Source organism: Rhodospirillaceae bacterium (assembly GCA_002728255.1).
Classification (GTDB): Bacteria; Pseudomonadota; Alphaproteobacteria; order UBA7887; family UBA7887.
On the sequence record PBWV01000020.1, the window covers coordinates 1 to 18,982 of the forward strand.

The 18,982-nt window shown below is 46.9% G+C and carries 19 protein-coding genes, 1 tRNA gene and 1 pseudogene; 7 read left to right on the top strand and 14 right to left on the bottom strand.

Annotated elements, in window-relative coordinates; all coding sequences use genetic code 11:
• The 3 genes from CMM32_05490 to CMM32_05500 all read left to right on the top strand — a co-directional run.
• A partial coding sequence (locus tag CMM32_05490; GenBank protein ID MBT06355.1) for a GTP cyclohydrolase I FolE occupies positions 1–203 on the top strand: 203 nt, incomplete at its 5' end.
• A gap of 180 nt (positions 204–383) precedes the next feature.
• Entirely contained in the window at positions 384–1,472 is a 1,089-nt protein-coding gene (locus tag CMM32_05495; protein MBT06356.1) for a hypothetical protein, read from the top strand.
• Positions 1,473–1,549: 77 nt separating this feature from the next.
• Entirely contained in the window at positions 1,550–1,999 is a 450-nt protein-coding gene (locus tag CMM32_05500) for a hypothetical protein (protein MBT06357.1), read from the top strand.
• 182 nt (positions 2,000–2,181) lie between these two features.
• Here the strand turns inward: CMM32_05500 and CMM32_05505 are convergent, their stop codons facing one another.
• From CMM32_05505 to CMM32_05550, 10 genes and pseudogenes are all read right to left on the bottom strand, one after another.
• Complete coding sequence (locus CMM32_05505; GenBank protein MBT06358.1) at positions 2,182–3,012, bottom strand: hypothetical protein; 831 nt, start codon at positions 3,010–3,012, stop codon at positions 2,182–2,184.
• A gap of 17 nt (positions 3,013–3,029) precedes the next feature.
• A complete protein-coding gene (locus CMM32_05510) occupies positions 3,030–3,443 on the bottom strand; it encodes a hypothetical protein (protein MBT06359.1) in 414 nt (137 codons plus the stop codon).
• A gap of 63 nt (positions 3,444–3,506) precedes the next feature.
• Positions 3,507–5,024, bottom strand: coding sequence for a microcystin degradation protein MlrC (locus CMM32_05515; protein ID MBT06360.1), 1,518 nt, complete (start codon positions 5,022–5,024; stop codon positions 3,507–3,509).
• 52 nt (positions 5,025–5,076) lie between these two features.
• Positions 5,077–6,039 (bottom strand): annotated as a pseudogene (locus CMM32_05520) (site-specific DNA-methyltransferase).
• Between the two features lie 96 nt (positions 6,040–6,135).
• The gene (locus CMM32_05525) at positions 6,136–7,311 is read right to left on the bottom strand and encodes a peptidase M20 (GenBank protein MBT06361.1); all 1,176 of its coding nucleotides are present in this window, start codon (positions 7,309–7,311) and stop codon (positions 6,136–6,138) included.
• 44 nt (positions 7,312–7,355) lie between these two features.
• Positions 7,356–8,222, bottom strand: a complete 867-nt coding sequence (locus tag CMM32_05530) for a hypothetical protein (protein ID MBT06362.1) — start codon at positions 8,220–8,222, stop codon at positions 7,356–7,358.
• A 157-nt stretch (positions 8,223–8,379) separates the two neighbouring features.
• On the bottom strand, positions 8,380–10,074 hold the full coding sequence (gene ggt / locus CMM32_05535; protein MBT06363.1) for a gamma-glutamyltransferase: 1,695 nt from the start codon (positions 10,072–10,074) through the stop codon (positions 8,380–8,382).
• Positions 10,075–10,119: 45 nt separating this feature from the next.
• Positions 10,120–10,221, bottom strand: coding sequence for a hypothetical protein (locus tag CMM32_05540; protein MBT06364.1), 102 nt, complete (start codon positions 10,219–10,221; stop codon positions 10,120–10,122).
• Positions 10,184–10,918, bottom strand: a complete 735-nt coding sequence (locus tag CMM32_05545) for a hypothetical protein (protein ID MBT06365.1) — start codon at positions 10,916–10,918, stop codon at positions 10,184–10,186. The genes CMM32_05540 and CMM32_05545 overlap by 38 nt, the downstream gene beginning before the upstream one ends.
• Before the next feature lie 229 nt (positions 10,919–11,147).
• A complete protein-coding gene (locus tag CMM32_05550) occupies positions 11,148–12,245 on the bottom strand; it encodes a C4-dicarboxylate ABC transporter (protein MBT06366.1) in 1,098 nt (365 codons plus the stop codon).
• Between the two features lie 220 nt (positions 12,246–12,465).
• Between CMM32_05550 and CMM32_05555 the strand changes: the two genes are divergently transcribed.
• On the top strand, positions 12,466–12,648 hold the full coding sequence (locus CMM32_05555) for a hypothetical protein (protein ID MBT06367.1): 183 nt from the start codon (positions 12,466–12,468) through the stop codon (positions 12,646–12,648).
• A gap of 90 nt (positions 12,649–12,738) precedes the next feature.
• Here the strand turns inward: CMM32_05555 and CMM32_05560 are convergent, their stop codons facing one another.
• On the bottom strand, positions 12,739–14,376 hold the full coding sequence (locus CMM32_05560) for a glutamine-hydrolyzing GMP synthase (protein MBT06368.1): 1,638 nt from the start codon (positions 14,374–14,376) through the stop codon (positions 12,739–12,741).
• On the opposite strand from CMM32_05560, the gene CMM32_05565 reads away from it, so the two are divergent.
• A complete protein-coding gene (locus tag CMM32_05565; protein ID MBT06369.1) occupies positions 14,355–14,645 on the top strand; it encodes a hypothetical protein in 291 nt (96 codons plus the stop codon). The two genes, CMM32_05560 and CMM32_05565, sit on opposite strands and share 22 nt — an antisense overlap.
• Here CMM32_05565 and CMM32_05570 read toward each other — a convergent pair.
• The 3 genes from CMM32_05570 to CMM32_05580 form a co-directional block, all read right to left on the bottom strand.
• Positions 14,642–15,940, bottom strand: coding sequence for an rRNA cytosine-C5-methylase (locus CMM32_05570; protein ID MBT06370.1), 1,299 nt, complete (start codon positions 15,938–15,940; stop codon positions 14,642–14,644). The two genes, CMM32_05565 and CMM32_05570, sit on opposite strands and share 4 nt — an antisense overlap.
• A 20-nt stretch (positions 15,941–15,960) precedes the next feature.
• Positions 15,961–17,424 (bottom strand): IMP dehydrogenase, encoded by a 1,464-nt coding sequence (locus tag CMM32_05575; protein ID MBT06371.1) that lies wholly within the window; start codon positions 17,422–17,424, stop codon positions 15,961–15,963.
• Positions 17,425–17,505: 81 nt separating this feature from the next.
• Positions 17,506–18,195 (bottom strand): 23S rRNA methyltransferase, encoded by a 690-nt coding sequence (locus CMM32_05580; protein MBT06372.1) that lies wholly within the window; start codon positions 18,193–18,195, stop codon positions 17,506–17,508.
• 161 nt (positions 18,196–18,356) lie between these two features.
• Between CMM32_05580 and CMM32_05585 the strand changes: the two genes are divergently transcribed.
• Both CMM32_05585 and CMM32_05590 read left to right on the top strand, forming a co-directional pair.
• Positions 18,357–18,430, top strand: a tRNA-Gln gene (locus tag CMM32_05585).
• 63 nt (positions 18,431–18,493) lie between these two features.
• The gene (locus CMM32_05590; GenBank protein MBT06373.1) at positions 18,494–18,967 is read left to right on the top strand and encodes a hypothetical protein; all 474 of its coding nucleotides are present in this window, start codon (positions 18,494–18,496) and stop codon (positions 18,965–18,967) included.
• Positions 18,968–18,982 lie beyond the last annotated feature (15 nt).

The window sequence follows — 18,982 nt, forward strand, 5'->3', positions numbered from 1 at the left end:
CGGATACCATACAGAAAGTGCTGGAGCCCAAAGGGGTTGGTGTAGTCATTGAGGCAGCACATCAGTGCATGACCACCCGAGGTATTCGTAAACCGGGGGTCAGTATGGTTACGAACCGAATGCTGGGGACATTTCGGGACGATCCGGCGATGCGACGGGAGTTCCTGGACATGATCGGCAACGTGGGCGGAAACCGGAAGTAATAAGTACTAAGCAAAGCTGGGCCATTTAAGTCAGTGCTGAGGCAGTGTTATCCCTTTAACCGCAGAGTCGAGGCAGGGGACCCATGCTGTGCCAATTTGGTGTAAACTAACCACCATTTCCCAGATAACTGATGGCCTTGCCATCATGATTTAGAAATCAAGTCAGGAGCACGAATACCTATGAGGGGGCGGCCGGTATCAAGATGGAAACGTGCAATTGTATTCTGGCTATTTGTTTTAGTGGCTGCTTACGCGGCTTATGTCTATCCTGTGGTTTCGATAAGTCGTTGGCTAGGTTACTCGCAATGGGCATCGTGGCCAGTCACAATCGCTTTGTGGGTATTGATCGTGGTGGGGTTGTGGTGTTCGTTTCGGAGCTCCCTAATCAAGAGTAAACTTCTGTGGGTTCACTGGATGGGAATTGGATTCATTTTCTTTTCAGTGTGCGTCGTTTACGAATTATTTTGTCTATTCTTAGCTATCGATGAAAACCAAGGTGTCTTGGGCGTGATAACTATTGGGGTTTTTCTGTCATTGTTTTCGTTTTTCAATGGACAACAGATCGTAGTTAAGAAGAATAATTTCACTTCTCCCAAATTAACCCGCTCGTTTCGATTGATTCAATTGAGCGACGTTCATATTGGTTCTCGTAGTGCCCGTTATCTTGCGCGTGTGGTTGATCGGGTTAACGCGCTGACTCCCGACGCAGTTGTGATTACTGGTGATTTAGTCGATACAGAAAGTGTGGGTGCGAGTGACCTAGCTGCCCTTAAAAAGGTGGGCGCACCGACTTTCTTGTCCATTGGTAATCATGAACGTTATGTTGGCTTGGAAGCGTTGCAACCATTGATAGAATCGCTTGGTATAACGATTTTGCGCCAAAGTAGCCAAGTGATAGGCGAGATACAATTGATTGGCATTGATGATGCGGAATCAACGGATCAGGTTGCTGTGCAGTTGCCTTTGATTGAGCGTTTTAGCGGAAAATACGACGTATTGCTCTATCATCGACCGCTTGGCTGGTCGGACGCTTTTAGGGGTGGGGTTGATCTAATGTTGTCAGGCCACACTCACAATGGTCAGATTTTCCCCTTCAATTGGTTGGTGCGAACCCAGTTCAGTCGTCTTCAGGGGCTCTATTCAGCTAGTGATGGGTCAGGCCAACATTATGTTTCACCGGGCACCGGTACCTGGGGCCCGGTCATGCGTCTTGGTTCACACAACGAGATTACCGTTTTTGATTTGGGATCAGCAGGAAAAACCGCGTAATTGGGAAAATATTGTGTTTCACTGTTTCCATTAGAGTAATTGTCCGGAGGGAAATTCATGAAATCGTTTGACTTATAATGGTTAGAATTTATGTCGATGCTGATGCCTGTCCGGTTAAGAAAGAGGTAGAACGGATTGCGACACGCCATCAAATTCAAACTTATCTGGTATGCGATGGTGGAATTCGCCCTTCGCAGAATCCATTAATACAACTTGTTGTTGTTAATCGGGGGGCCGATGCCGCGGATGACTGGATTGTAGATCATATCAGACTAGCTGATATCTGTGTGACTAATGATATTCCGCTTGCTGGACGTTGTATTAAAGGGGGCGCTTTTGCTATCAAACCTAATGGCAATATCTATAACAACGATAATATAGGTGTTGCTCTTGCTATCCGGGACATAAAGGAAGGCCTGCGAGCAACCGGTGAGATGACGGCTGGTCCTCTTCCGTTTAGAAAAACCGATCGGTCCAAGTTCCTAGATCGCATGGAAATGATTGTCCAAGAGGCAAGAAGATTATAGTTCATTGCATCACGCTAAATCCGTAGTGCCTAGCTGGACATTATCTCCTGTTTCTTCGTGCTAGGTTGTCCTTTTTTTATCTGAATTATACCCACTTGGAAAATCATAGGCTATTGTCCATGTCCGAGTTTTCAGGACAGGCGCGCATTAAGAAGTAATTCTTGGCGAAGCTTTTGACTAAATCAGAGGCGCCTCCGGCGCGAGGGCTGCTTAACATCACAAAAGACTTGGGCTATCCGAAAATCCTCACGAAGGGTGTCTCCTTGCCCAACAAAATTATCTGCAGCAAGTGGGAATAGGGGGGCGTAGGGATTAGGAAATACGCTCGCTCGCTCCAGGAGCCATCGTATGGACGTTAGGTCAGATGTATAAACTCGTCCTCGGCGGTTAGTTGAGGCGACTAGGATTCCGATAACTTGTCCCCGGTCGTTGAACATAGGTCCACCCGACAAACCGCCTAGCGATGGCAGGCTATCGGGCGCCCTCTTGCGTTCTGCCCATGTATGAACCAGCTCATCGGTGTGGTATCGGCCTCTCTGTTTCATACGGTTGAAGCCCATCAGCTGCGCATAAACACCACCAGGTGAGCGCTGCGGATACCCAATTGCGAACCCATCCTGGCCTTTCTGAAGGTCTTCATTGAAGAATGCGAATGGTTCTGGGTCGATCTGTACAGCCAATAGGGCCACATCCGCGTTCGGGTGGAGCACAATTTGCTGGGCGCCTATGCCCTTACGTGGGCCTTGCACCAGTCCGATAGTGTCGCAGCCATCCGCAACGTGACGCGCTGTAAGCCACCAGCCTCCACCGATGGCGAAGGCTGTTCCGATCGACGGCTGCTGTGGTGAAAGATCGATCGTAAACGTCTCGACGTCCAGGTACTCCCCTTCCGCATAAGAAACTGGAGGTCGGCGCACAACTTCATTCTTGGGAAAGCGTGCATAGGAAAACAGCGCGTAGAGAACTCCGACTATTGCTGCCAGGTATGCAAGCCCATTCAGTAGGCGATCCATGAATCTAACAACCCGGCCTAGCCCGATACGGCGGCGGCAGTGATTGCGGCTACAGCCAATTTGATGGCAGAGAGTAAAATAGCAGCAGCTACTTCACCTGCCTCAATGCGAGTTGAAAGATCACGTAGAAGCAGATCGGCAAGACGAAATACAATTAGTTGAATCACTAGTGTGAGAGCCCCCCAAATTACGATGTCCGCGACGTTCACGCTTACGGACATCGACGCGGCTAGGGGAATTGCAAGTCCAAGCACAGCGCCAGCTAAGGAAATTGCAGCAGCTACGTTCCCCTCTCGGACAAGAGCCACATCCTTATGGGGGGTGATCCAAGTGTAGATCGTTACTCCTAAAACTAGCATGACAATTGTTACACAAAAGTGCATGAGCAGCACAGGAAATCCGGCCAGAAAACTTTGAATAACTGCATCCATGTCTCACATTCCTACTCAATAACGTTGTGATTTGATAGTCTTCATATTTGAATGGTCAGTGTCTCAGGTCTCATTAGTAGAGCGTGGATCATTAACTTGATCCAATGGAAATATTGGGCGGCGGATGTTATCAAAATTGAGAGCGCTGTAATCTGAGGTGCACACCCCGACCCCGGCGCACTCTACTATCTCTTGTGAAATGTGCTCAAAACCGGCTCGCCAATGAATGCGGCTTTTTAAGGCCAAAAACCGCTTGCGAGAAGGATCAATGCCGAGTGATAGAAAGGCTTCTTCATCATGAGGCTCGACATGGCTCGAAATAATAATTATTTCAACGCGTCCTGTGTCAAACACTACAGTCGGGCCCATATCTACCATAACGCCGGCTGACATGGGGCCGCGGTTAATAAAACGTCCATCAGAAATCAATTTAACCCGACCACGGACTTCGAGCGGGGAGCCTCTATGTCCAATTGATGGCAAATCCGTTTTCCCCCCCAAGGATATGGTCAGTTCCACGCCAATGCCCCCGGCTATCAGTTGCCCAACGGCTTTAGGATCGTGAATGGCAAAAAAGGCGACATCTTCAAGGCCGGATTCCAGAATTCCCTCCAGCACTTTCATTGTGTCCATTGAGCCGCCAGATGCAGCATTGTCGTAATGGTCGAGTAGCACGACAGGCCCTCTATCTTTTTCAATTCCTAAAACGCGAGCCTTTTCTAACGAAAGTTCAAGTGGTTCAATCTGGTAAACAAATTCATTCCGATGATCCCAAGCGTAGTCGAGAAGTTCATCTCTTAACCGCTTAGCAAGGGCCATATCATTGTCGGTTACAACCACAGCGCTAGAACCAGCCAGTTTTATATCAGCATGAGGAAAGCCGGTGAAAAAGCTTGCTGCTAAAGCGCCTGCTGCTTCCATGCGCTGCGCCATTGCCTGGATTTCTCTATTGGGGCTATCACCAGATCCTTGACGCATGACATGAGGCATCATCGGCCTGTTTCCCCAAGCCATGGTGGGGCGGACTTCGCCTTTTATCATCGCCAAGATTGGTCTTGCAGCACGTAAGCCTGTTTCATATATGTCGATATGGGGGTAGGTTTGATACCCAGCGACGACGTCCGCCAACTCAACCATGTCAGGATAGAGATTGGTGTGCATATCAAGTGCAACTCCGATAGGTATTTCTGGCGCTAGTTCACGAAGTCTATGGATCAAGGGTCCTTCGCCATCGGCCTGGCTCTCTGTTACCATAGCGCCATGAAGATGTAGTAAAATTCCGTCACAGCCTTTTGCAACACAATCATAGATTCTTTCTGTCATGTATTCGTAGGCATTATCTTCAACCAACCCTGAGGGCCAAGCGCTGGCAGCGATAGGAAAAACCATCTCTGCTCCCTCTGCTTCGGCCACTTCAATAAAACTGCCAAGAGCCGTACCTGTTCCTTTGAAGGCTGGTAGTACTTCATCTTCCTCAAATGGCACTGGACGGGTATTCCCGCGTGCAAACCTCTCCAATGGTGTTGGCACAGGTGAAAAAGTGTTCGTTTCATGTTGCATCATGGCAATAACAAGGCGCAAATTCGGATCTCCTATGTCTAGAAACCGTTAAATCTAATTTCGGGGTGTTCCGTCAATTTCTCTTCTTTTTTGATAATATTCTTCGACCTATCGTGTTTCTTTCCCAAAAAACGCCCTCATTAAGTCCCTGTATCTTTTTATCAACTTGTGCCTTAATCAACCTTTTCTGGGCCCAGAGACAGTATTCCTATTCTCTTTCGAAGGCTAAAAAATTTCTATTAAGTTTGCTCGATACAACTGCTGTGGTTCCACTTCCTAAGAACGGATCACACACTAACTCGCCTTTGTTAGAACTGGCTAAAATTAATTTTGCAATCAACTTTTCATTTTTTTGAGTCGGATGATCAGTATTTTCTGGCATGGACCAGAATGGAATAGTTATATCGGACATTAAATTGGATGGAGCGGTATCTCTATACTTTCCCTTCTTTGAATCCACCCAATCCTTTGGCTTGCCGTCTTCTTTATAGGGAGCCATAACAGTTCGTCGAAGTTTCACGTCATCGATATTGAATGTGTACTCTCTCCCTACAGTACAAAACCAAATGTCTTCACTACAGTTTTTCCAATTAGTTTTTGCCCCTCTACCTTTTTCTCGTTCCCACGTAATTCGGTTTCTGATTTTGAAAAATTTTGAGGCCGCCTCGTAAATTGATATCGAACTGTACCAATCGCCGCAAATGTAAACAGATGCGTCCACTTTGAGTTTAGGAAGAAATGTAGAAAGAATTTCCTCTAAATAGGAAGTGTATTCGCCTATTGTGGTTTTAGAAAAACTCAACGAATTGAATTTTTTGTTCAAATTGTATGGTGGGTCTAAGATGAGAAGAGTGATACTTTTGTCCGCAATTTTGGATATTGCGTCCTTGTAATTACAATTCACAATTTTATTTTCAAAGTTATCAATAGAACTTAATTGATCCTTTGAGACAATTCGCTTGATCAAATCGTCTTTCTCTGACTCTAAAATCGTTAATGTTCGATTACGAGGTGCTCGCGTTTTTTGTTCTGTCATTTTTCGGTGTCACTTAATTGAAAGGCCTTTATTATCTGATTAATATGCTCAAATAATACGATCAGATCATTTCAAATGTTGCCTACCCGAAAGGGTTCATTTAGCGGCCAACTGCATTTCCACTAGTTTGCTCCAGTAGCTTGCACCGATGGTCAGTATCTCGTCGTTAAAGTCGTAATTAGGGTTATGCACGTGGCAGCCTCCCGGACCACCCTCAACTCCGTTGCCTATGCGTATGTAACAACCGGGGCGTTCAGCGAGCATCCATGAAAAATCCTCGGCACCCATCACTGGTGGTTCATCGCGCAGGATCTGCACTTCACCTACAATTTCAGCTGCCGCTTGGGCAGCAAAATCGGTCTCCTCGACTGTGTTTACGGTCGGCAAATAACGGCGATCGTAAGAGAATTCGATTTGCGCTCCGAAGGTTTGTCCAATGCCCTCTGCTATCTGACGCATTTCACGCTCGATTAAGTCTTGGATTTCGACCTTCAAAGCACGTGTAGTTCCCGAAAGAATTGCTTCCTCAGGAATTACATTGGTGGTATGGCCAGCGTGCACTTGGGTTACGCTGATCACTGCTGAGTCAAGCGGGTCGGTTCGCCGAGCCGCAATTGATTGGAAGCTTGTGATCATGTGGGCCGCGACGACGACCGGATCATTGCCTTGGTGGGGGAAAGCACCGTGAGCCCCGACGCCGGTGATTTTGACTTCGAAGAAATCTGCGGAAGCCATCATTGGCCCAGGGTTTACCGAAAATTGGCCCACTGGGAGACCTGGTGAGTTGTGCATCCCGTAGACAGCCTCACAGTTAAATTTCTCGAACAAGCCATCCTCTACCATGACGCGGGCACCTGCGACATTTTCCTCGGCAGGTTGAAAGATGAAATGAACCGTGCCATCAAAGTTTTTTGTCTCTGCAAGATATCGTGCTGCGCCCAGCAGCATGGTAGTGTGGCCATCATGGCCACAGCCGTGCATTTTGCCCTCGTTACGAGACTTGTGGTCAAACTCATTGAGCTCGTGGAGGTTTAATGCGTCCATATCGGCCCGTAGGCCGATCTTTTTACTGCCCGTCCCTACTTTGAGGGTGCCGACGACGCCTGTTTTTGCTAGGCCTTTATGCACCTCAACTCCATAGGATTCGAGTTCGTCAGCTACTACCTTAGCTGTGCGTTCCTCTTCGAATGCCGTTTCAGGATGACTATGAATGTCGCGGCGGATACGTGTCATATCGTCATGGAACTCGCTGATGCGTGTGTAAATAGCCATTTTGACCTCCCTAAACTCAAATATTTCTATCAGAACGCTGCGATTTAACCAATTTTATCTAGATTCTGAGTCAGGACGGTGTGATCCTGATTGTCCAAAGGCAACACGGGGGCTCGACATTGGCCGACATTAAATCCCCGATAATTTGCAGCACTTTTTACAGCCGAATTGTAGACATGTGTCCAGATAAACAGTTGGGAAGGTAATAGACGTTGCCAAAGTTGGTTTGCTTCCCTGAGTTTGCCTTCCTGTACCAAGCCATAGAGTTCGACTGCTTCTTGCGGAATGAAGTTGNTTNCTCCCCACACGCAACCAACGCAGCCAGCTGCCAGNGCTGNATACATTATAGGATCNCCTCCGTTAAAAACCTTTCCTGGGGTTTGTAACAACTCTTGAATGCGTACGAGGTCTCCAGTGNTGTCTTTGATGTACTCTATATTGTCGATCTCTAGCAATTTTATGAAGAAGTCAGGGGTAATATCGAAGCCGGAATGTACCGGAACATTGTACACCATAATTGGAAGATCGGTCGCTTCGGCTACTTTTTCAAAATGGTGATAGACACCAGCAGCATCAGGTCCTTTAAAATAAGGAGGCAAGATCATGAGTGCATCTGCTCCATGATCAGCTGCGTGCTTGCTTGCATCTATCGTCTCGCGCAAACTGATAGCAGAGGTGTGCGCAATAAAGTGAGCATGGGATTCTACGTGTTTGCCGGTAACCTCAATCAAATAGCGTTTTTCTTCAGTTGACAGGTAAGCAAATTCGCCTGTCCCTCCGCATGCCAAGATAATATCAACTTTCGCTTCTATCATTTGGTCTATATGTCGTAAATAACCACGCTCATCAATGTTCTCATCATCGTTAAAGGGCGTACAGACTGGAACACAAACACCGGAAATTTCTGTCATAAAACTTCTCCTTAAAACATACTTACCTAAATTAGATCTAAAAGTTTAACTAAGTCTAGGGATATCTGCAGGTGCACTCAACGACTCGAAAATACTTTCACACTGTAAATTGCATTTTCTTTGCTTTTCTGGAACCAACTTCCAATTCAGCTGAGCTTCAGCGTCCTGCTTTGTCTGGCCAAAAACGAACTCCAGGCCGGGCTAAACCGCCGGAGAGGGCAATTGGCGTGCCGTCCGCCCGCCAACAGGCGGCGCCTGTCATCTGCCCGTCGTCACCAAACGCGATCGCATTCATGCCACCGCCCACATGCGGCATCATCTGAACCTCATGCCCACGTTCCATCAGGGCATCGCGCACGCTATCCGGAAACCCGGTTTCCAACTCAACTAAACCACCTTGGGTCCAAAGCCTTGGTGCCTCGACGGCCTCTTGCACGCTCATCCCATGGTCGATAATCGAGATCAACGCCTGCATCACCGACGGAAATATGGTAAGCCCGCCCGGTAGCCCGAGCGCCAAGACCGGCTTACCATCTTTAGTCGCCATCATTGGCGCATTGGAAGTAGTTACCCGTTTACCCGGCGCGATTGACAACGCATGGCCCGGATGAGGATCGAATACATGCATGTAATTGTTCGGGATGATACCCGTGCCAGGCACCACGGTTTTTGCTCCGAAGAGGCTGTTGATCGACTGTGTCATGGCAACGATGTTCCCCTCATCGTCGGCAACGGTCAGATGTGTTGTATTCGCCGATTCAGGCAAAGCAACTCTGGCTTCCCATGATTTGGCCCGTTTCAAATCGATCTCTGACCGCCGCTCATCCGCATAAGCCTTTGAGATCAGACGATCAACAGGGACATCAACGAAAGCGGGATCTCCTGTTACCGCCTGGCGGTCAGCGAAAGCAATCTTCAAGACCTCCGCTAGTATGTGCAGCATTTCCGGCGTTCCGAATCCGAGTTCGCCGACACGAAATCCCTCCAAAATGTTCATCATCTGGACGATATGGATACCACTCGCGGCGGGCGGTGGCGGGCCCACTATCTCGTAGCCGCGATAGGTGCCCTGTATAACGTCGCGTTCGATCGTCGCGTAATCCTCTAAATCCGCGACGGAAAGAAAGCCATTTGCCTTATAGCAATAATCCGCAACCGTTCCACCTAGGGATCCACCATAGAAAACATCTGACCCTTCCGACGCGATCGCCCGTAACGTCTCGGCATAGTCTCCCATAACAAGTCGGCTTCCGGCGGAGGNTGGGGTGCCATCTGGGAGAAANATTGCCGAAATAGATGCATCGCGTAACAGATCTTCTGCTGCATCTGAAATACATTCGTTCAAATAGGGGGTCACGGAAAAGCCGTTCGATGCATAGCCAATAGCCGGCGCCATAGCATCAGCCAGTGAGATAGTGCCAAAACGGTCTAGGACCTCACACCAGGCCTTTAGATTACCAGGCGAAGCGACGGCCTTCGGACCAATCGTATTCTCCCTTCCTACAGTCTCCAGATAGTCGGGAAGGGTGTCCGAGATGGGCTGGAAGCAGTCTGGACTGGATGCTAGTGGCGCACGCGCCTGGCCATCTATCACCGTATGTTTCCCATCGGCAAATCGAATATGGCATAAGCCGCCGCCAACGATTCCCACCATCTGTGGCTCAACCACGGTCAGGGCGAAGAGAGAGGCGATTGCGGCGTCGAAGGCGTTGCCGCCACCAGCCAGCATCTGCATACCGGCAGTCGAGGCGAGCGGATGATTGGTAACGACCATGCCGCGCGACCCTAAGGCGGGTTTTTTTTTACACTCGAACAGGGCGCCTGCACGATCGCGCCAATCGAATTCAGCCATACGTCCTCACTTTAAATAATTTTCGGTCGAAAATCTTTTAATATGTCATTCCCGCTCTATGGTTCCAGGTGGTTTGTTGGTGACACCATACACGACGCGATTAATGCCCCTAACCTCGTTCACAATACGACTGCGGCGTTTTCGCAATAATTACAATATTTTTTCCAAAAAGATATTGTAGGCCAATTGTATCAAAAACCTTACTTATCGGAAAAATAACACTGTCATAAAATTTAAGAGTTTTAAGATTCCCAAGTACATCTACACTTTTACACCCTAAAATCTTAACCGCTAAAGACGCAAAAAAACCAATAGAGTCGGCAAAATAAATTTTTTCTATCAAAAAACCCGCTTTCNTCAATTTGTCGGAGATGTCTTTTTTTGTATAACGGCGGTAATGACCAACAGCTTTATCTAAATCGGAATACAAAATAGGAAAAGCAGGTAGGTAGAGAACAAGTTTTGAGCCAGTTTTCATATATTTTTTTATGTTTCTTAAAACCTCTAAGTCATCCTCAATATGTTCCATAACATTTGAACTAAAAACACCGTCAACGGCACTTCCGATTTCAGAAATATTGTCATAGAATTTAAAACCGCGTTCCANCAAAAATTTCCTATTCTCTTTGTCAATCTCTACACAAATAGGCTTGATGCCTGTTTNTTTTTCATAAATATTAGNTAATATTCCAATACCCGCTCCAAAATCTACAACACACTTTTCCCCATTCAGTTCCTCAATAAAAATGTTTACAATTGACTTATTGTAAGTTGGCAAACCAATCTCATTATTAATTAATTCTTTTAAGCCAGAATAATCTGGGCTCTTAGGGGATTGCTTCATATATAATACTATTATCAATAAACTTACTGGGTATGGTTCTCATAGCGTTTCATTCTGCTATTCCCACTCAATAGTGACACCCTGTTTTTATCGTTTATTATCAATGACGTAAAAAAACTCTCAAACAACTTTCAAACTATTTTATTAGTGTGGATCAGAAGTAGTGTCGATCAAATGCTTACAAAAACCTATGGTGCACAACAACTTTTATATTTTGTTTTTGTATTAGTTAATCAAGATAGCCGAGGTCCCCCCAGATTTTGTATTCCTCGCGAAAACTCTTCAAAGAAGCCCATACCCGAGCAAAGTCTTCGTCCTCACTTGCCATCTCCCCCACAACTTCCTGCCAGGCAGACTCCAACAAATCGAGGGTCTCCTGCGGCCATTTATGAAGCGTTACACCTTTAGCCTTTATTTGTTCAAGCGCACCAAATTGCACCGCATCGCCCAGCGCGAGAGTTCGCAGCATATTCGCCTTACATACTGTATTTATAATCTCCTTATGAGTGTCAGAAAGTGTGTTCCAATCATCCTGATTGACCATAAACTCGTTGATACTAGTGGGTTGATGCCAGCCTGGGAAATAGTAGTGTTTTGCCACTTCATGGAAACCAAGATCTAGATCCATAACTGGCATCGAGAACTCTGTGGCATCTATCGTTCCAAGCTCCAGGGCCGGAAAAATATCGCCTCCCGCAATCAACTGGGTGGATACTCCTAGTTTCTCCATAACCTTTGCACCGAGACCAAAGAAGCGCATTTTTAGACCCTTGAGCTCATCAACAGATTTCACTTCAAAGCGAAACCACCCGGACCCTTCAGGAGGCGCCATCGCGCAGGGCTGCGAAACAATGTTATATCGGGCATAAATCTCCTGCATGAGATCCAGGCCACCTCCGTGGTATATCCAAGCAAGATATTCGGTCGCCCCCGGTCCAAACGGAACCGCAGCAAAAAACTGAAGTGCAGGCACCTTGCCAGCCCAATACCCAGATGAAGACCATCCTGTGTTTGCAGCTCCTGCAGACACAGCATCAAAAATTTCTAGGGGGGGGACCAACGCGCCCGGATCAAAAAATCGAATGTTTAATGTGCCATTTGAAATAACTCGCACATTCTCTTCAAAGTCTTTTCCCCCTGTGCCACCAATCAACATAGTTGCAGGAAAGCTACTGGGCATGGACCAATTAACCACTTCCTGCTTCGACGCCACCTCACTCTGGCTACCAGCCTCCTGTTGGTCTCCACCAGACTGAAGCGCGAGGCTCCCGATTAGGACGCCTACAACTAATCCGCCCACACTTCCCATTACAGTAGATTTATTCATCTAATAAGCACTNCCCAATGCTGTTCGTGGTAGGCTCAAAATGAATCGGCATCGTACCCGAGCGCCTACATTAGAAAGATTACAACATCTTTTGTTTCGATACNGCAAGTGTTACCGAAGTCGGGCAAGGCTAAACGGGGTTCGGCAGAGAACCCTATAATTAAGAACATCTTCTGCTCAAATTATTCTTATAGGAATATTCTTATAAGAATAATCGAAAATGACAGGTGATCCAAAAACACTGAATGACCCAAAAACATTTAGTTTCACCAATTATGCTGATGAGTTTGACACTCATATCAGTAAGTCAATAAGGGGATATGCTGCCCTCCGAGTCCTATCGGCATTTATGACTCGCAATAGTGACACGAAGTTTCAAACTTTGTTTCAAAGTGGGAATTAGAAATACAAAGAAATCAAGGGGTTGTTTGAAACTTTCAAACAACTTTCAAACAAAAAGAGGTAATAAAAACAATGACTTAACTTATATTTTTTACTCCCACTCCACGGTGCCTGGAGGTTTGCTCGTTATATCATAGGTTACGCGGTTGATCCCCTTGACTTCATTTACAATACGCCTTGCAACTGTACTTAGAAAATCATGCCCAAAGGGATAATAATCAGCAGTCATTCCATCCTCTGATGTAACCGCCCGCAAGGCACAGACAAACTCGTAAGTCCGAGAGTCTCCCATAACCCCAACCGTTTTAACTGGTAATAGCACACAAAATGCCTGCCAGATTTCATTGTAGATCCCAAAATTTTCAATCTCTTGAAGGTATATATCGTCGGCGGCTCGAAGTATGGAGAGTTTTTCTGCGGATATGGCGCCAGGAATGCGAATAGCTAGGCCGGGACCAGGAAACGGGTGCCGTCCAACAAGATTGGAAGGTATGTTTAATTCATTACCCAGAATACGTACTTCGTCCTTAAATAATTCGCGGAGAGGCTCCAAAAGTTTTAACTGCATTCGTTCTGGCAGGCCGCCAACATTATGGTGAGATTTTATGGTTTTGCTTGGGCCACCGGCAACTGGTACAGACTCTATCACATCTGGGTACAGGGTGCCTTGAGCTAGGAATTCGGCTCCAGTTATTTTGTTTGCTTCGTCTTCAAAGACATCAATGAAGGTATTTCCTATAATTTTTCTTTTCTGTTCAGGATCGGTGACGCCGTCCAACTTTGTCAGAAATAAATCGCTTGCATCCTTATGGATTAGCCGAATATTGAATTCTTTTTCGAACAACTCCACCACAGTTTTTGCTTCGGCTGTCCTCAACAAGCCGTGGTCGACAAGAACGCAGGTCAATTGATCTCCAATAGCTTCATGGATTAATACGGCGGTAACAGAAGAGTCTACTCCACCGGATAGTCCGCAAATTACTTTCGCCTTACCCACTTTTGCGCGGATGGCTCTGATCGCTTCGTCACGAAAGGATTTCATGGACCACGTGCCGGAACACTTAGCAATATTTAGAGCAAAGGAACGTAGTAAAGCTCCTCCCTCTGGCGTGTGTACGACTTCTGGATGAAATTGGAGTCCATAGAGTTGGCGTTTCTCATCTGCAATTGCTGCATAGGGAGTACCATCGCTTTTGGCGACAGCTTTGAACCCGTTCGGGAGAGCGGTTACTTTATCTCCATGGCTCATCCAAACATCTGCATGAGTGCCAGCTTTCCAAATTTCATCAAATAGCTTGCATGTTGCAAGCACTGAAATTTGGGCTAGGCCAAACTCCCTTTCATTGGCGGCCTGAATTTCCCCACCAAGTTGGGCGCACATTATTTGTTGGCCGTAACAAATTCCAAGAATAGGAAGCCCTGACTCAAAAATAGCGTTCGGGACGGATGGAGCTCTTTCTGAAGTTACTGAGGAAGGGCCGCCAGATAGAATAATTCCTCGGGGCTTAAAAGTTGTTAGTTTTTTTTCAGACGAGGAATACGGAACTATTTCGGTATAGACGCCAGACTCCCGAAGACGTCTGGCAATTAGTTGAGTCACTTGAGAGCCAAAGTCAATCACTAGGATTCGATTTTCTGTTCCCGCCCCCTTATCGGCCTGTTTCTCAGTCAAAGCCTTAGTCATCCTTGTTCGCATAACGGATAGCGGTGGCCTCCTCATGGGGGCCATTATCTATTATCGATATTGCTTTAGCTGTGTCGGCCAGTTCATGGAGCGCAGAATTGGCGCCAGTTTTCTGGACAGCCATAGAACGGTTGGCCAATGCACTGGTGCTTAATAAGCCGGCTGTTAATAATAAGTGGAATGCCATAATGCCCTTGGTGGCAAAGCTTAAAATGTCGGGATATCTTTTTTGGGGTTTTAGCATAGTGCCATATAAATACTCTCTTCTTGCTGGGTGTTCCAGTCTTTCAGGTGATTCTCAGTGCGAGCCCTAGATTCGTTCAAAAATCGCAATATAAAAACCATCTACTGCATGTTGTTTGGGGGTTAGTTGAAGCGTATTCGTGGTGGGTACTTCTATATTGCCGATTTCTTTACGCCAGATCTCCCCAATAGGTAAGAGCCGAAACATTTTCTGTCGCTGTACAAAGTTTTCTACCTGCTCGAGGTTCTCGGATGCCAAAATAGAGCAAGTCGCGTATACCAGCCGGCCGCCTGGTTTTACCAAGGGCGCAGCTTCATCCAAAATTTGCGATTGTTGTCTTTTATAGTCAGCCAAGCTTTTTTCTGTGAGTCTCGTCCTTGCATCGGGATCGCGTCGCCACGTTCCAGTGCCACTGCAAGGGGTATCAACTAGTACACGGTCAGCAGTCTGTTCCGCAGATTTTCGCCAATCACTCGTTTTTTTAAGGTGTTTGATCTCAATGTTTTTGAGTCCGGACCTAGCCAATCTTGGTTTAATTTTTTCTAAGCGGTTTTGGTTTGTATCACAGGAAATAACCTTACCATTTGGCGCGCATTTTTCAGCCAGTGCTAAGCTTTTTCCTCCTGCGCCAGCACAAAAATCTACGATATGGTGTTTGGAGCATGCAGATACCAGCTCTGTTATTATTTGAGAGCCTTCGTCTTGTATCTCTATTTTTCCTTGCCGATATTCTTTTGTTGCGAGGAGGGCTGGTCGACCAAGCACCCGAATTCCATTTTTGGCGTATTTGGTGGGTTGAGCTTGGATACCATCTTGTTGAAACTTTTTTAGCAGGGCGGAGCGAGTGGTTTTAGTCGTATTTACACGCAGGTCCATAGGTGCATTGCTGTCGAATGCTTGCATTTCGGGTATTAGTTCACTTCCGTATGTCCTTAAAAGTTCGTTCTCTAGCCATTGAGGGTAATTCCCTTGAACCCAAAGAGGTGGTTGATAGATCGGGCGTTTGCAATATTCTAAATATTGGGTCATCCAAGTACGCTCAGTTGGAGATAGTGGTGCTGGTGAATAAGGTGCACCGTCGACATAGTCATTAAGTTGGGTGAGGGACTTATTACTTCTAATTAGGTATCCAAAGGCCAGTGCCCTGGCCGAATATTCGACATTAATCTGGGAAAGCTGCCACTCAATGTAGTATCGATCCCGCAGTATGGAAAACAGGGTTTCCCGAATAGTTTTTCTATCTTTGGCGCCAATATAGCGTCGCCCGCGTAAATAGTCCGCCGCTATCCTGCTTGCGGGCTGGTTTTGTTTCTCGTAAAGCTCGATAATCTCGATGGTAGCTTGGAAACAAGCTGGGCGTCTCATGATTCTGACTACAAATAATGTTAGATCTTAGGCTGGTAATTTGGTGCCTCTCGCGTTATTGCGACGTCATGTACATGACTCTCTTTCATTCCTGCATCGCTTACCCGGATAAAGTTACAATTGCTCTTCATGTCTTTAATAGTTGCATTTCCTGTGTACCCCATGGCGGCGCGAAGTCCGCCAACGAGCTGGTTTAGGACGTTTTCCACTGGACCTTTGAATGGAACTCTTCCCTCTACTCCTTCCGGAACTAGTTTTAATGTATCAGTAATTTCTTGTTGAAAATAACGGTCTGCAGAGCCTCGGGCCATAGCACCAAGGGATCCCATACCGCGATAGGCCTTGTAACTCCTACCTTGATACAAATAGACCTCTCCAGGACTTTCCTCAGTGCCTGCCAGAAGAGAACCTATCATGGCGCAGTTTGCCCCTGCGGCGATTGCTTTCGCCAAGTCTCCCGAGTAGCGAATTCCACCATCTGCTATGGCGGGGATGTTGGCCTTGGAACATACATCGACAACGTCAGAAAGTGCTGTAAGCTGTGGGACGCCGACTCCTGCTACGACGCGAGTAGTGCAGATAGACCCTGGCCCAATCCCCACTTTTACTGCGTCAGCTCCAACATCTATAAGGGCCTTCGCTCCCTCGGCGGTGGCAATGTTGCCCCCGACAATTTGACTTTGGTTAGACATTTTTCTGATCGCCCTCAGCGTCTCAATAACTGACGCTGAGTGGCCGTGGGCCGTGTCCACAATAATCACGTCGGCTTCTGCATCGAGGAGGGCTTCTGCACGTTTTAATCCCTCTGAACCGACGCCCGTGGCTGCCGCCGCTCTCAGGCGGCCCTGCGCATCCTTACTGGCATCCGGATACGCTTGAGATTTTTCGATATCAGTTACTGTAATCATGCCTACGCAATGATACCGATCGTCAACGACAAGGAGCCTCTCTATCCTATTCTGATCCAACAAACGGGTCGCATTTTCTCCGCGCACATCCTCGGGTACAGTAACTAAATTTTCTTTTGTCATTAATTCAGATACCGGCATTTTGTTGTCTGTTGCAAAACGGACATCTCTATTTGTTATAATGCCTACAAGCTTTCCATCCTTTCGTTCTACAACGGGAAACCCCGAAATGCGGTGTTTCTTTTTTAAGGAAATCAATTCCTCCAGTGTCATCTCGGGTGTGACTGTTATTGGATTAATTACCATCCCAGATTCAAAACGTTTAACTTTCCGGACTTCGTCAGCTTGAAGAGATACCTCGAGGTTGCGGTGGATCACTCCCAATCCCCCGGCTTGGGCCATGGCAATCGCAAGTTTTGCTTCTGTGACGGTGTCCATTGCAGCTGAAATTAGAGGAATTTTCAGCTCGACTGATTTGGTCAATTTTGTTGTGGTATCCGCCTCAGTCGGCAAAATTGACGACGCGGCTGGCTTTATCAGAACGTCGTCGAAGGTCAGCGCTTCATCGATTCTCATTTTATGACCATGGGTGCATACATGTCAGTTAATATATAGATATTCCGCTTCCTGAAAAAGAGCTTCAGGTCTTATTCCGCCTTATAGCCGATAACCCAAGGCTACAACATAACTTTCTGAAGATTCTTTCCGGCTCGCCGGGGGTTTGGCATGTCGGACTGATTTAAAATTCATTTTCATTTGTTCTACTAGATGTTGCTCGGCCCCAATTTTGAGCACTTTGGCCACAAAGGTTCCCCCAGGGGCTAGTATCCCCATCGCAAATTCTAGAGCTGTTTCGCACAAGACGTTGACCCGCAAGGCATCTGTTTGGCGGTGTCCAGTGGACGGAGCGGCCATATCGCTCAGGACTACATCAATTTGGCGCGGCAGTGCCTTGCTAATGGCACTCGCTGCTTCTGGCGATAGGAAGTCTATCTCCATGGCCATGGCGCCGCGTATTGGGGTAATTGGGTTAATGTCAATCGCTAGCACACTACTGGTTCCCCCGAGTTTTGGTTGTACATGCTCCACGGCGACCTGGGTCCAGCTCCCAGGAGCTGCGCCTAAGTCCAGCACAGTTTGTCCTGGCTGGAAGATTCTAAATCTCTTGTTTAATTCAATCAGTTTGTATGCGGCTCTGCTACGATATCCATGTTGATTGGCTGCTTTTACATATGGGTCTTTTTGTTGACGTTTCATCCACCGCGCGGAAGAGTGCTTCAGTTTTTTGCGGGAAGAATTTTCTTTGCCGCGGGATTTGGAGATTGGAGCTTTTTTGTTTGGTGCCATGATTCTTGCTCAAGACTATTGGGATAAAGCTGCTTGAACACAAAAACATAGCTTATTGGAGGTGTTTTCCGAAACTAAAAGAATGTTTGTATTGTGCCAATTGTGGTGAAACTTGACACCTTTCACGTGGCTACATAGATAGGGGTTGGTGCCATTATAGGTGGGGGATAGTTTAACGGTAGAACGAGCGGCTCTGACCCGCTTAGTCCTGGTTCGAATCCAGGTCCCCCAGCCAGGATTGGTCATTTCATGGCCGATGAGATTAATTTCGTTCTATGATTAGAAGAAAGTAAAATACATGTTGGATCACACATGGAAGGTATATTTGTCTGGTGAAATTCACACAGGTTGGAGAGAGGACATCAGATCGGAGGTTCATGCATCAGGTCTTTCCGTAAATATTTTGGGGCCCGTGACTAACCATGAAGATAGTGATGATTGCGGGGCGGCTATATTGGGCGCAGAACAAGATAAATTTTGGCATGATAGAAAGGGCGCAGCCATGAATGCCATTAGAACACGTGCGCTTATCGGAGGGTCTGACGTTGTGGTTGTTAGATTTGGGGACAAGTTCCGTCAATGGAATGCGGCTTTCGATGCGGGTGTAGCAGTGGCCCTTGGAAAGTCTCTAATTACCTTACACGACATATCATTGGATCATGCGCTCAAAGAAGTAGACGCCGCGGCGTCTGCTGTCTGTAGAGAGACGCAACAGGTGGTCGCCACGCTGAGGTACGTTATTCTTGGTCAGTTAGACAAGGGGGATCGGTGATGCTGTCGCCAACTG

Coding starts and splice junctions, on each gene's coding strand:
- CMM32_05495 (MBT06356.1), top strand. CDS start 384: ATGAGGGGGCGGCCGGTATCAAGATGGAAACGTGCAATTGTATTCTGG.
- CMM32_05500 (MBT06357.1), top strand. CDS start 1,550: ATGGTTAGAATTTATGTCGATGCTGATGCCTGTCCGGTTAAGAAAGAG.
- CMM32_05505 (MBT06358.1), bottom strand. CDS start 3,012: ATGGATCGCCTACTGAATGGGCTTGCATACCTGGCAGCAATAGTCGGA.
- CMM32_05510 (MBT06359.1), bottom strand. CDS start 3,443: ATGGATGCAGTTATTCAAAGTTTTCTGGCCGGATTTCCTGTGCTGCTC.
- CMM32_05525 (MBT06361.1), bottom strand. CDS start 7,311: ATGGCTATTTACACACGCATCAGCGAGTTCCATGACGATATGACACGT.
- CMM32_05550 (MBT06366.1), bottom strand. CDS start 12,245: ATGAATAAATCTACTGTAATGGGAAGTGTGGGCGGATTAGTTGTAGGC.
- CMM32_05555 (MBT06367.1), top strand. CDS start 12,466: ATGACAGGTGATCCAAAAACACTGAATGACCCAAAAACATTTAGTTTC.
- CMM32_05560 (MBT06368.1), bottom strand. CDS start 14,376: ATGGCCCCCATGAGGAGGCCACCGCTATCCGTTATGCGAACAAGGATG.
- CMM32_05570 (MBT06370.1), bottom strand. CDS start 15,940: ATGAGACGCCCAGCTTGTTTCCAAGCTACCATCGAGATTATCGAGCTT.
- CMM32_05575 (MBT06371.1), bottom strand. CDS start 17,424: ATGAGAATCGATGAAGCGCTGACCTTCGACGACGTTCTGATAAAGCCA.
- CMM32_05580 (MBT06372.1), bottom strand. CDS start 18,195: ATGGCACCAAACAAAAAAGCTCCAATCTCCAAATCCCGCGGCAAAGAA.
- CMM32_05590 (MBT06373.1), top strand. CDS start 18,494: ATGTTGGATCACACATGGAAGGTATATTTGTCTGGTGAAATTCACACA.